Below are 12,668 nucleotides of genomic sequence, written 5' to 3' on the forward strand. Positions count from 1 at the left end.
CAGGCATCATGGGTCAAACCGCCGCTGGCTTACCGGCTTCTGAACGACTGCCCGAGCAAGCTGCATACCTCGATCGCCATGGATCTCAATTGTGGCTCAGAGACGTAGCCAGTCAGTGCGCATCCCATCCCCTGGCTACCCCAGTAGAACGTGATGCGATTGCCGTCACGAAACAGCCAGAACGCCGTCGCGTCCTTTTGAACCGCTGCAATGTAAATCGTGAGCCGGGCGCCGCTCGCGTTCTGATACATGAATTGCGCGGCCGGGCCGGACTCGCCGGGCAGCAGGCGACCACCGATCAGCGAATAGCCATATTCCCGAAGAGAAGGTATCGACAACGGCCGATCGAGGCGACGTGAGAGCCAATTCGCCAGTTGATCCCGCTGTTCGGCTGCGACCTCCACGGGGTGGCGTTGCTCGGGTGCGTACACCGCGAAAGCGATGTCAGCGCGCTCCGCGAACACAGGTCGATCGACGGCCGAATTCGCCGGCACCCAACCGGGCGACGAGCCGATCGCCACGCCTATAGCCATACAGGAGGCTGCCAGGCCTGCGTGCCGCCACCGGGACGTGCGGCGGCGCACAACGATACAACGCGTATCGTCTCGGGGGTCTCCGAACAGTGCTGTCAGTGCAGCCCTTTGCGCGCAGTAATTGGCCACGCGCTCGGCCGCTCCGGCGTCGGTCGTCACGCGGAAGAGCATAGCCGTGCGCCCCGTGGCGGACAGCTCATTGTCGGTAAACGCCGATAGTGGCCGCCAATCTGGGCCGCCCGAGCCTCGCCGCCTTCGCTCACTATCGTATTTCATGGCGTTTGAGACTACTCCGAGTGATGCTTCGCGATGAGAAACATCCAGTGTCAACGCCATTGCTAAACGTACGGCAGGGTCGCTATATTCCAATCAGGCGAAGTTAAAGTTTGCCTGACGGAGGTGGAGACATTTCCGGCACAAAACCGCACTGGCTATCCGAACATATTCAGGTGTTCGGCAAGGATAGTGCAGCCAATACCAGTGAGCACTACACCGCCCGCCATCTCTGCGCGCCTTCCAACGACATGGCCGATAACGCGGCCGAGCAGCACGCCGATGGTCACCATCGTCGCAGTGGCGAGCCCGATTGCTGCTGCGGTGGAATAGATGTTCACGTCAACAAAGGCAAGCCCAGCGCCGACCGCCATCGCGTCAATACTGGTAGCAAGACCGGTCACTGCCAGCAACCAGAAGGAATGGGCGGCTGCCTTCGTTTCGTCAGCTTCCTTGACGGAAAAACTGTTGAAGACCATGCGTGCGCCGAGTATGACCAGCAGCGTGAACGCGATCCAGTGATCCCATGCAGAGACGTATTGCGCCGCCGCCTTTCCAAGGAACCATCCGATCAACGGGGTTAGCGCCTCGATCACACCGAAGATGAGTCCGGTCCTGACAGCTTCGCGCCAGTGAGGGCGACGGAGGGTGGCGCCTTTGCCGATTGCGGCCGCAAAGGCGTCAGTAGACATGGCGAAAGCGAGGAAGAGCGTTGCGACAGGATTCATTAGAGGATGAGCTCGAGGTCGGGCAGAAATCCACGACACACCGCCGCGCCCGACCGGTCGCGTGGTGTGTCGATGGTCTTGCCAACCAAACGGCTACCTGCACCACGGTCTGAGCGACCGAGAATGTTGACGCAGGCGCTTCTGGGTAGAAGCCGGCTACTCCCCAAAGACAGGAGCGAGCATATCACACTCGAAAGGTTAATGTAATAAATTAGCTGGCGCGTCAAACCGTGTTCAGACGGAGCCGATATCCAACGGTTCCTACATCTTTACTTCACCAGTTGTCCTAACTCACTCCATGCGCGCGACGTATGTGAACTGGTTTTGGTGTCAGCCGCGCTGCGACATAAGGGCCGAGACCTTCGTTTGGCCAGTACCTGACTGCCGACGAAGCGCCTCGCCAAGTGCCTCCGCGCGCAGCCCATCTACCTAATCGGAAAGCGGATCAGGGTGTTTGCTGCTTTGGTGCAACAATCCAAGCATACGCTCCCGGCTCATCACACTTTCGGCCTCGACGATCTCGATCAGCGGTCGACCGGACTCGACGGCTTTTGCGACGAGTGCCGCCGTATGTTCGTAGCCGATTTCTCCCTTTAACGCGGGCGCGATCGCGGTCGATCTGAGCAGGTTGCGCTCGCTCACCTCCGGGTCGGCAATCATCGGTCGCACACAGTGTTCATCGAACATCGATACGCTTCGCCGGGCTGCACCCAGAGCTTTGAACAGGCACACGGCGATAAGCGGCATATAGTTGTTCGTCTCCAGCTGCCCGCTGGCAGCAGCAAGCACGACACTCTGATCCGCGCCGGCTACGAAGTACGCAATCTGCGTAAGGCCCATTGCGTGGACCGGATTCACCTTACCCGGCATCATTGAGGAACCCGCCTGCTGGGGTGCCAGCCGGACTTCTCCGATACCGCCGCTCGGGCCAGAACTGAGCAGTACCAGATCGTTCGCCACCTTGGCGAGCGCGAGCATGGTAGTTTTCACGGTGGACGATAATGCGGCGAATTCGTCCATGTTCTGGACCGCGTCGAACAGATCCTGAGCAGGCGTGAGCGGCTGTCCCACCAGTTCAGCCAGCGCCGTGGTCACGGCCTGCCGATAGCCGCGGTACGTTCCGAGTCCCGTGCCGACCGCCGTGGCGCCAAGCGCGATCGTACTCAACGCCGGAATGTGCGCATTGAGCCCCACTGTCATTCGTTGAGCGAGAGAGGCATAGCCGCCCACCGCCTGGCCGAGGCGCATCGGCAACGCATCCTGTAGACAGGTCCGGCCGATGCGCAAGATGCCGTCGAACTGGCGTGCCTTGTCTCGCAGCGAAGCCGCCAATTGACCGACAGCGGCGCTCAACAGTCTGAGTTCCTCGAGCAGCGCCAGCTTGGCTGCGGTAAGCAGCACGTCGCTGGTGGACTGTGCGTAGTTGACGTGATCGAGCGGATGCAGGAGCGCGTATTCGCCAGGTTGATGCCCCATCAGTTGCAGTGCACGATTGGTCAGGACTTCGTTGATGTTCATGTTGATCGACGTGCCGCACGAGCCTTCGAGCGGGTCGACGATCAGCGCGGCGGCGTGCTGTCCATCCGCGAGTTCGACACACGCCGCTACGATGGCGTCGCGCTGCGCGTCGCTCAATTTGCCGTGCTGCGCGTTGACTCGCGCGATCACCATTTTCGTGCGGGCAAGCCATTTGACGAATGCGGGGTAATGCGCCAGCGTTTCGCCGCTATAGGGAAAGTTGGCCTGTCCGCGTAGTGAATGAACGCCGTATAGCGCATCCATCGGGAGTTTGCATTCGCCGAGCGCGTCGACTTCAATGCGTTGATGTGTCATTGTCTTGCGGTTCCTGGAAATTGCTGCGTCAGCTCTCGAGCGATGTGTGACGTGTCTCCGGCGCCCAGATCGCGCATGTCACGCCCCCTACCGCCAGCACGACCACGCAAAGATAGACAGCGGCCTGGCCCCCGTAGATCGCGACGATGCTCGGAAACAGAAAGGTCGTCACCGCGGATCCGATCCGACTTGCGGCAACGGCGAAACCCAGCGCAGTGGCGCGAAGCTCGGTCGTGAACAACTCCTGGGGGTAGAGAAAGCAGAGGTTGTTGGTGCCGCTCAGCACGAGTGCGAATACCGCGAACAGCGCCACCACGGCCGTGCCCGGCAGGTGTGAGCCGAATGACAGACACGCAAGCACGATCGCGGACAGAAAGAAACCCCATAGCAGGAACGCACGCCGGCTGATCCGGTCCACGACGAGCGCGCCCGCAACCGTGCCGACTAGGAGGAAGACGTTATAGATCAAGCCCGCGAGAAACTTGTCCTGGATGTGTAGCGAGGCGAACACCATCGGCGAGAACGTACCGAGCGAAAAGTACGGAATCACGAGACACATGTAGAAGAAGCAGGCAATGAAGAGCCGCATGCGCCATTGGCTCGAGAACACTTTTGTGATTGCCGAGCCGGAGGACGAGCCCGCCTGGGCAGTCTGCGCGGTCTCTGCGGGACGGTTCAAAACGATGTTCGGACCAATGTTGTCGCGGATGATTGCTAGCGCTTCGGTGGTTCGACCCTTGCGTTGCAGCCAAAGCGGCGATTCCGGTATGCGGACGCGAAACAGAAACACAACCGCTGCAGGCACCGCGCTCGAAAGCAGCATCACGCGCCAGATATCGGGACCATGGTCTTTGAGCAGATAGCCGACCACATAGGCGCACGCGTATCCCAGCGCCCACGCGATGGCGAGCCAACTGAGCAGTCGTCCGCGCAGGCGCAGCGGCGAATACTCGACCACCAGTGCCTTGCTGACCACATAGTCGAACCCTAGCGTTATACCGAGCAGCAGGCGCAGGATCAGAAGCTGCGTCGGGCTGGTGACCCAGAACTGCGCGACCGAGATGACAGCGAAAAGCGCCATGTCGTAGTTGAACAGCGCACGGCGGCCGAAACGGTCGACGAACGAGCCCGCGAACAGGCTTCCTGCGAACAGGCCCGCCAGTGACGCCGCACCGAGGACGCCGAGCCACACCGCATTCAGATGCAGCTGTGGCGTAGCGATAGCAAGCGCAATACCGATGATGCCAAGCACGAATCCGTCGCTGAATTGGCCGCCCGTGCCGGCGAACGTCACGCGCAGGTGAAATGGCGTCAATGGCGCGTTCTCGAACGCTACGGTCGTTGGCGTCGCGTCGGCCGCACTCTCGAAGCGCGTCCTCGTCGATATATTCATGGTTGTCGGTCTCCTTTCAAATCGCTTGTGTAAAATAATCTTCGCAATTCTAGGTTCGCGCGGACGGCACGGCGCGCTCTAGCCGCCGAATAAGGAATTCTTATGCTCACGTTTCGAAACACCATTTTCTTGCGGTCGTCGTGCGTGTCTGGGACGGGCGCCACTGCGGCGACATGCAAGTGAGCAGGCAGCACGACCGTCCGGTCGATCTCTATCAGCTTGACGTGTTCCTTACTGTTGCATCGATGGGCAGCATGTCAGCAGCGGCCGGGGCACTGGGCATCAGTCAGTCGGCCGTTTCGCAGACCACCGCGCAACTTGAGCAGTCGCTCGGACTCGTGCTGATCGACCGCGCGCGGCGGCCTCTCTCGTTGACGCCCGCAGGGCTCTATATCAGCCAGAACGCGGAGCCGCTCATCGCGCTTGCCAGGCAGATGAAGGCGCAGGCGACGGATGTGTCGAAGAACGAGGGATCGTATCTGCGCATCGGCATGATCGATTCGGTGGCCAACACCATCGGGCCTTCGCTCATCAGACAGTTGGTGGCCCGCACGCGCGGATTGTCGGTGCAGATTGGCATGGCCACCGTGCAGGAAGAAGCGCTACTCGGACGTGAGCTCGATCTGATGATTTCCACCAATTCTTTCGTCGACCATCCCGCGTTCGAGCATCAGCTTCTCTATGAGGAAAGCTTTGTCGCCATAGTCGGTCGCGATGCGCGCCACGAGGCCACGCCGCCAACGCTGCAGGCACTCGCAGCGGCGGTTCCGTTCATTCGCTTTAGCCGGACTTCCACGCTTGGGATCCGGATAGAAAGAATCCTACGGTCCAACGGCATCGACGCACCGAGGAAGCTCGAGGTCGACCACGCGGATACCATGACCCTGCTGGTGGCGCAGGGTTTGGGGTGGGCCATTACAACGCCGACTTGCCTGCTCCAGACCGGTACACGGTTCGTCGACGCAATCGATATCATTCCTGTCGAAAGAGGCAATTCCACTCGCTCAATCTTCCTCGTAGGACGGCGCGGGGAGTTTCTCACGCTGTCCAGGGACATCGCCATCGCCGTGCGGCAATCGCTACACGAGTTGCTCGATTCACATTCCTGGTTGCGGCCTTATGTGCCTTCGAGCGGGACCGAAGCTGACGAGTAGCGGTTTCCGTTTATGCATTGCGGGCTTTCACGTAGCTCGGAAGGTAAAAGATTCCAGATCAATTTCGCGTTATAGGTCAACATGCCCGGTGTTCAAATCGGGCGGTGGCGGATCGCTCAACGATCAACGATGCCCTTCGGTGCAAAAAACGTCGTCACCGTCGAACAACGGGAGCGATTGCGGAATAAATCGCGGTGCGCACGTGTTGTTTGGTCATCTAGCGTCGCGATGTCTTTCCCACCCACCTTGACACGGAAATTCCTGATGCAGAACAGCCCTTCCAACCCCTCCGCCTACCTTGGACAACTGCTTAAAAAACCTGGTGGAGTGAAAATTGGAGTCGGCGTGACATCGCCTTCTCCAGAACTTGTGCAAATGTTGGCCAACTCGGGATTCGACTACATCCTGATCGACATGGAGCATGGCCCGATCTCAATCGAGACGGCCTACAGAATGATCACGGCGATGATCGGTACGCCTGCGCAGCCGTGGATTCGTGTCTCACACAATGACCCGGCCCAGTTCAAACTCGCCCTGGACGCCGGCGCCAAAAACATTGTCGTACCGATGATCACAAGCCGTGAAGAAGCGCAGAGGGCAGTGTCATACGCAAAGTATCCGCCTCAAGGCGTCCGCGGCTGGGGGCCGTTTCGCACACAATACCAGTGGCAAACCAACATGCTCGACTATGCGAAGCGAGCCAACGCTGAGACCGGCGTGATTGCGCTGATTGAACATCCCGACGCGGTTCGCGACATAGATGCCATTTTGGATGTCGACGGGCTTGCCGGCGCGATCCCCGCACCGTTCGACTTATCGGTCAACATGGGCTTCAACGATGGTCCCAACCACGATAAGGTCCGACACGCCATCGAGTTCGTGATAAGCAGGATAAAAGCAAAAGGCATGGAAGTCACTTCGTTTGCAGTGACCCCCGCACAGGCTGTAGAAGCGATGCGGTTGGGTGTGAACAACCTGTTTCTAGGCTTTGATCCAATGTATATCCAGGCTTCGCTGCAATTATTTCTGTCGACGGTAAGCGACCTGAACATTGCCCGCTGACTGAGAGACTGCCCTTCTGTCGCCGGCCATCTCGTGGGTCCGGCGGTGACCCAGGCGATCGATCGGGGAACGTCCCCTGATCGGTCGCTTCCTTTTTTTAATGACGGCATCCCGGCAAATACGTCGCGAGCGGCGCCCACAGCTTCGCGATCGCTCGCGTAATTTGCGACCACCACTGTCCCTCACACGCAAGAGCCCTGGCCAAGACCGCGCCAATACGCTTTAATGCGCCAGAATTAATGGCAACCATTTTGAAAGTTCGTTTCATTTGTAATTCTTCCGTTTTACGGAATCTAATAAGTAATCCGACACAACCTCCGAATTAAAATTGCGCCCCGGGAATTTTCTCGACGCGGCCGCTGTTTACCTAGGAAATTCGAAATGCATGGTCGGCTACTCGAATCGCAAACGATGCAGATAGGGTCGAGGCAAACAGAGCATGAAGTGAAAACATCGCGACAGCCTCGTCGCAGTCTGCCTAACCGATAGATTCAGTCATTCATTTCATAACGATATGCCTCTACTTTCTAAGATTCCTGGATTCTTCGCCAGAAGCACCGATGTGGATATGACGGCTACTCGGGCCGGTCGATCAAGCCTGACCGCATCGATCGTTTGGGCATTTGTCGAACTACCGTTCGAATTGTCTTCTTCACAGACCTCAACCTCGACCGCCTTGATTCTGATGGAGACGCTCCTATCGGCATGGGTCGCCTTGCTAACGCTCCAGGGCGTGGCGTGGGCAAGGTTGGTATTTCTCTTCCTCTGCGGCACAACCATCATGGTCATAGTGTCTGGCCTCGCAACGGAGACCAGGTTCTACCCAGTCTGGTCCACGCTATCGTTGATCGAATTGATCACGAAGATTGGCTCGTTCGTACTGGTTGGTCGCAGCGGATCCAGATCAACGTGATCTAGCCCTTTACCCCGTTCCGTGTAAAGGGACCGCAACGCAGCCCTCCTAGATTGGCGTTTGTTAGATCCGTGCAGTAGACGTGTCGACCCGCGGCAATCCCAATCCACCCAATGTGCGATCGATCATCGTGTTCACCATCACTGCTGTTCGCTCGCTGCCTGGACCCCTGTCCGGCAGGAGCCTGGATCATTGCAAGCGTATCCCGCTTCTTTCGACCGTAGCGGAGGTATCAGACGATCAACATCATGCAGAAGGCCTCATATGGACAGATTGGTCCTACCGCATTGCATCGCCGTCAATTGACGGTAGCCAACAGACGGGCGAGAAATCATGCAGATGACCGCCGCAGACGACTTACCTCAGTTGCTGCCACGTTTGCGACCGAAGCTCTGGGCATTCGCACTGCGCTTGTGCAGCGATCGCCATGACGCCGAGGACCTGCTGCAACGCACCTGCCTGCGAGCCCTGGAGCGCCCGCACCAGCTTCGCCCGAATACTACGCCATTGAGTTGGATGTTTTCCATCATGCACACTACCTGGATCAATGAGTTGCGAGCTCGCAAGATCCGTGGTCGATGCCGCGTCGAATGGAATGACGTGATTCTCGATACGGTCGCAGACCCACTCACACCCACGCCCGAACAAAATATGATGACTGGGCAGATCATCGAAGCAGTCGAGCGGCTACCCGAAGCGCAACGGATTGTCATGATTCTGATCGTCTTCGAGGGTCTGAGCTACAGCGATGCTGCAGAGGAGCTAGGTGTCCCCATCGGGACTGTCATGAGTCGGCTATCGCGCGCACGTCAAACCTTGGCGAGCGCTTGTATTCACTTGCGAAGCCTTCGAACGGTGGTCGGGAAATGAGCCTTCGGGAACAACAGATCAATGCCGGGAGGGTATGAGCATGCGCTCTATTCATCAACCGCTGCGGCAAGCAATTCTTCGCCAGTCCTATTATTTGGAAAGTCTCGACTGGTGTCACCAACCTCGTCGGGGTCGCTGCTGGCACCATTTGAGGGCGGATAAATCAGAGCGATCCATTCGGGCACAAGGTAACCGTGTGGGACTACATGGTGAAAGTCAATACCGACCCAGATCACAACCAGGTTCACCAGGGCAAAGCTCTCGAGGCAAATGAAAACTACGAATGGATTGAACATGGTGAGTTACCACAGCGGTGGAAGACGGCAAGAGCATCTGCTGCCGTCGGGTTAGGAGTGTGTCTACACCACAGAACAACTGCGTCCTCTCATCTATTCCAATGAAGCGCCGCGCGGTCGTGACTTTGTACCGGTACGTCGACCACCACGTCACACAAAATAATTGTCCCCACACACTGGAATAAAAGAGACCGGCCAGTGTTTTCGAACAGGAAACAGGGTAGTCATAGATCATGAACGTAGCGACGTTGCTTGCAACCTCTTACCAGTCAGGAGCGAATGAACATGTCTAGCAGTGAATACGCTTTGAGTCACCACTCGGATGGCGAAATCAAGCGCTTAATATTTGAGTCTGAGATGCTTCGACCGATCACGGGTCGGATGTTGTCCGCAGTGAACGTCCGTCCGGGCATGCGTGTACTGGACATAGGTTGCGGCGTTGGCGGTATGAGTCGGCTGGCCGCGGATCTGGTGGGAGAGAACGGATTCGTGCTCGGGATAGATCGAAAAGAAAACGCCATCGAAGTAGCTTCCTTCCTTGCTGGCGTAAGCAAGCTGTCCAACGTCGAATTTCGTTGTTGCCCGCTGGAGGACTTTGAGGATGACGAAGGTTTCGATATGGTGGTGGGGCGATGTGTGTTTCTTTTTCAAAATGATGCGGTATCGTTTTTGAGGCGCGCAGCTCAATTTGTCCGTCCAGGCGGTTACATAGCTTTTCATGAATTTGACAACCGCCGGCAACACCTCTCCGAACCCAAAGTGGATTTATGGGACTCGGTCGTGCGAGAGATCCTTTCCCGATTCAGGGAGGAGTGTCCGCAATATGACATCGCTCGAAGGTTTGTGCCTACATTTTCCCTGGCAGGCCTGCCCGTTCCACAACTACGCTACGAAGTTCCGGTTAGCGGCGGATCGGCGCCGTTGCTTTGCACGTGGGCATCCGAAATGTTGCGTAGCCTGTCATCTGATCCCCGAAGAACGCGGTTAGAAGGAGGCGTGATAGTCGATCTGGACTCTCTCAACGTCGAACTCCAACGTGCGATATCCGACGAACGTGCACAGGTCGAGTTTCTCGGCCAGGCGTGTGCCTGGACTCAGCTATAAGAAGTCTCCGGCATGGAATAAAGCCACGGCCATGAGCGTTCTGCTTACATTGCCCGACGAATCCAAACCCGTGGAATTCGGATCTTTATGAAATCGCAAGCGCCTAACAGTTCAAAAGCCTTGTCATCGGGACGCAGTACCGGTACATCGATCGCAGCATCGTTAGCGGTACTGCTGTTCGCCGTGATCACGTTTCGGCATGTTGCCGAGTGGCTTCGGTTCCTCACCGGTTGGCAGATCCCCTCAATCGGAAATGTTGGCTATACCCTGACATTCAGCGGATTCGCAGTGCTACATGGCTGCGCGTCGCTGGGCAAACGCCGCACGCTTGTGTTCTTTGCGCTTTCGGCTGTCGTTTCATGGATACTCGAGGAAATCGGCGTTTCGACAGGCTGGATATACGGCCATTATCACTACAGCAACTTGCTGGGACCCAAACTTGGGCTAGTCCCAGCGATCATCCCTCTTGCATGGTTCATGATGATCTATTCGTCGTGGGCTGTCGCCTCGACCTTGCTGGGGTCATCTACTCGAGACGCTTCTGAAGGCGTCCTGAGCCGCTCGCTCGTCGCGTCCATGGTGATGACTTCGTGGGACACCGTGATGGATCCGGGGATGAGTCGCGCAGGAAACTGGGTGTGGGAAGCAGGTGGAGCCTATTTCGGTGTCCCCTTTCATAACTACGCGGGTTGGCTTGCTACGACATTCGTCGTGTACTCGCTCTTCGGCATTGCCTCCCGATACATTCGCCCCGAGCGGGTAAGCATTGGAGATGCGTCCTTCTTTCACGCATTGCCAGTGATGTGCTACGCCATGGTCGCGATGGATCACCTCTTCGTGCAAAGCGTGCCCGAACTTCGCGTGGTCGATGTCTTCACGATGGGATTTGCCACCGTTTTAGCCTGTATCGGGATCGGCCGGGAACGCTCCACGAAGCTGAATTGAGCGAACCACTGGGCACTCCCACGCAAGCTGAGTCGGACTTTTGGGTCAGCAAATCACTTGTATATCAATGGCATGCGAGAAAATGTTAAAAGTCCTGAATATTCATGATGAACCCGCTCTCGGAGAGGAAATCACCAGCGGCCTTAGGTCATCCGGGTACAGTGTCGATACAACGCGCCTGGGGCTTGCGGGCGTAACCCGCGCGATGTCGCATGACTACGATGTCCTTGTCCTTGGCGAAACACTGCCCGATATTGGGGGCCCAGCCGTCGTTTCGGCTTTGCGCGGCGTAGGCGTGCAAACGCCCGTGATCATGGTGAGCGGTACAGCCGATATCGAACAGCGGATACAAGGTTTGCGCGCAGGCGCAGATGACTATCTGGCGATGCCATTTTCGCGTGAAGAGATGCTGGCTCGCGTGGCGGCACTACTTCGAAAAATGGCGCACGCGCCCTACAGCGGCGCCATCTTGCGCACCAACGCATTCGAGCTCGACCTTATCAAGCGCATTCTCACTCATCGGCAGCGCAAGCAGCGCCTGCTGCCCACAGAATGCCGTCTGCTCGAATTCATGATCCGACATTCCGGACGCACCGTTACTCGATCCGAGATTTTTGAAGCTGTATGGATGCACCACCTGGACCCGGAAACCAACCGGATCGCGGTGCACGTTGGACGGCTACGCAAAAAGCTCGCGACGCTCGGCCTGCCTCCGATGATTCTCACGGTCCGAGGATCAGGGTATCGATTTGAGTGACATTTCTGGAGAAGCAGTCATGCATAACTTATCCGGTCAGATTGCCCTCGTCACCGGTGCTTCGCGCGGGTTGGGGCGGGCCGCGGCGTTTCGTCTCGCCGAACAAGGGGCGCACGTCATCGTGCATTACGGCGCGAACCAGGAGGCCGCCGAGGCGGTGGTCGCCCAGATCCGACGTGACGGCGGGCAGGCTGATGCGATCGGGGTCGACCTTGCCGCAGTTGACGGAGCGCACCGCCTGGTCGAAGCGGTTCGCGCACTCAGAATCAACCATCTTAATGTTGTCGTAGCGAGCGCAGGCATCGCCGAGCCGGCGCTCCTCGGTGACCAGACAGTGGAGGCTTTCGACCGTCACTTTGCGATTAACGTCCGTGCTCCTTTCTTTCTCGTGCAGCAACTCCTGCCACTCCTTGGCGAAGCCAGCAGCATCATATTCGTCTCATCCGTCGCCGCACGCTCCGCGGTGGATGGCTTATCGGTCTACTCCGCCACAAAGGGTGCAGTCAACGTGCTGGTGCGTAATCTTGCGAAGGAACTGGGCCAACGTGGCATTCGCGTCAACGCCGTTTCACCCGGTGCGATCGATACTGACATGGGGCAGGTCCTGCTATCGACAAATGACGGTCGCGAAATGATCAAGGGACTCCAGGCTTTGAAGCGGATCGGGCAACCTGACGATGTGGCCGACGCGGTGCTTTTTCTCGCCTCCAATCACTCGCGGTGGGTTACGGGCGAGTCCATCGATACGAGCGGCGGCGCTCGCCTCTAAGCTTCGAGATCAGGCTAGCGTCCGGCGCGCAACGAGCG

The 12,668-nt window shown here is 57.8% G+C and carries 12 protein-coding genes and 1 riboswitch; of the genes, 7 read left to right on the top strand and 5 right to left on the bottom strand.

The features are described from left to right. Nucleotides 1-29: 29 nt before the first annotated feature. The 4 genes from P3T40_RS00890 to P3T40_RS00905 form a co-directional block, all read right to left on the bottom strand. Entirely contained in the window at nucleotides 30-533 is a 504-nt protein-coding gene (locus P3T40_RS00890) for an anti-sigma factor family protein (RefSeq protein ID WP_429265798.1), read from the bottom strand. Nucleotides 534-964: 431 nt separating this feature from the next. Next, the gene (gene mntP, locus P3T40_RS00895; RefSeq protein WP_429265799.1) at nucleotides 965-1,534 is read right to left on the bottom strand and encodes a manganese efflux pump MntP; all 570 of its coding nucleotides are present in this window, start codon (nucleotides 1,532-1,534) and stop codon (nucleotides 965-967) included. A 10-nt stretch (nucleotides 1,535-1,544) separates the two neighbouring features. Further along, a riboswitch (yybP-ykoY riboswitch) is annotated at nucleotides 1,545-1,711 on the bottom strand. Nucleotides 1,712-1,963: 252 nt separating this feature from the next. Next, nucleotides 1,964-3,367, bottom strand: a complete 1,404-nt coding sequence (locus tag P3T40_RS00900; RefSeq protein ID WP_429265800.1) for a lyase family protein — start codon at nucleotides 3,365-3,367, stop codon at nucleotides 1,964-1,966. A gap of 28 nt (nucleotides 3,368-3,395) precedes the next feature. Then, the gene (locus P3T40_RS00905) at nucleotides 3,396-4,760 is read right to left on the bottom strand and encodes an MFS transporter (protein ID WP_429265801.1); all 1,365 of its coding nucleotides are present in this window, start codon (nucleotides 4,758-4,760) and stop codon (nucleotides 3,396-3,398) included. A 179-nt stretch (nucleotides 4,761-4,939) separates the two neighbouring features. Between P3T40_RS00905 and P3T40_RS00910 the strand changes: the two genes are divergently transcribed. The 3 genes from P3T40_RS00910 (at nucleotide 4,940) to P3T40_RS00920 (ending at nucleotide 8,759) form a co-directional block, all read left to right on the top strand. After that, nucleotides 4,940-5,914 (top strand): LysR family transcriptional regulator, encoded by a 975-nt coding sequence (locus P3T40_RS00910; RefSeq protein ID WP_429265802.1) that lies wholly within the window; start codon nucleotides 4,940-4,942, stop codon nucleotides 5,912-5,914. A gap of 264 nt (nucleotides 5,915-6,178) precedes the next feature. Next, nucleotides 6,179-6,976 (top strand): HpcH/HpaI aldolase family protein, encoded by a 798-nt coding sequence (locus P3T40_RS00915; RefSeq protein ID WP_429265803.1) that lies wholly within the window; start codon nucleotides 6,179-6,181, stop codon nucleotides 6,974-6,976. 1,252 nt (nucleotides 6,977-8,228) lie between these two features. After that, entirely contained in the window at nucleotides 8,229-8,759 is a 531-nt protein-coding gene (locus P3T40_RS00920; protein WP_429266113.1) for an RNA polymerase sigma factor, read from the top strand. Nucleotides 8,760-8,806: 47 nt separating this feature from the next. Here the strand turns inward: P3T40_RS00920 and P3T40_RS00925 are convergent, their stop codons facing one another. After that, on the bottom strand, nucleotides 8,807-9,055 hold the full coding sequence (locus tag P3T40_RS00925; protein WP_429265804.1) for a hypothetical protein: 249 nt from the start codon (nucleotides 9,053-9,055) through the stop codon (nucleotides 8,807-8,809). A gap of 285 nt (nucleotides 9,056-9,340) precedes the next feature. Here P3T40_RS00925 and P3T40_RS00930 point away from each other — a divergent pair, with 285 nt between their 5' ends. The 4 genes from P3T40_RS00930 to P3T40_RS00945 all read left to right on the top strand — a co-directional run bounded on the left by P3T40_RS00930 (nucleotide 9,341) and on the right by P3T40_RS00945 (nucleotide 12,630). Further along, nucleotides 9,341-10,159, top strand: a complete 819-nt coding sequence (locus P3T40_RS00930) for a class I SAM-dependent methyltransferase (RefSeq protein WP_429265805.1) — start codon at nucleotides 9,341-9,343, stop codon at nucleotides 10,157-10,159. Between the two features lie 87 nt (nucleotides 10,160-10,246). Continuing rightward, the gene (locus P3T40_RS00935) at nucleotides 10,247-11,104 is read left to right on the top strand and encodes a carotenoid biosynthesis protein (RefSeq protein WP_429265806.1); all 858 of its coding nucleotides are present in this window, start codon (nucleotides 10,247-10,249) and stop codon (nucleotides 11,102-11,104) included. Between the two features lie 40 nt (nucleotides 11,105-11,144). Continuing rightward, entirely contained in the window at nucleotides 11,145-11,861 is a 717-nt protein-coding gene (locus P3T40_RS00940) for a response regulator transcription factor (RefSeq protein ID WP_429265807.1), read from the top strand. A gap of 19 nt (nucleotides 11,862-11,880) precedes the next feature. Further along, a complete protein-coding gene (locus tag P3T40_RS00945) occupies nucleotides 11,881-12,630 on the top strand; it encodes an SDR family NAD(P)-dependent oxidoreductase (RefSeq protein ID WP_429265808.1) in 750 nt (249 codons plus the stop codon). Nucleotides 12,631-12,668 lie beyond the last annotated feature (38 nt).

This window comes from Paraburkholderia sp. EB58 (genome assembly GCF_050436665.1).
Classification (GTDB): domain Bacteria; phylum Pseudomonadota; class Gammaproteobacteria; order Burkholderiales; family Burkholderiaceae; genus Paraburkholderia.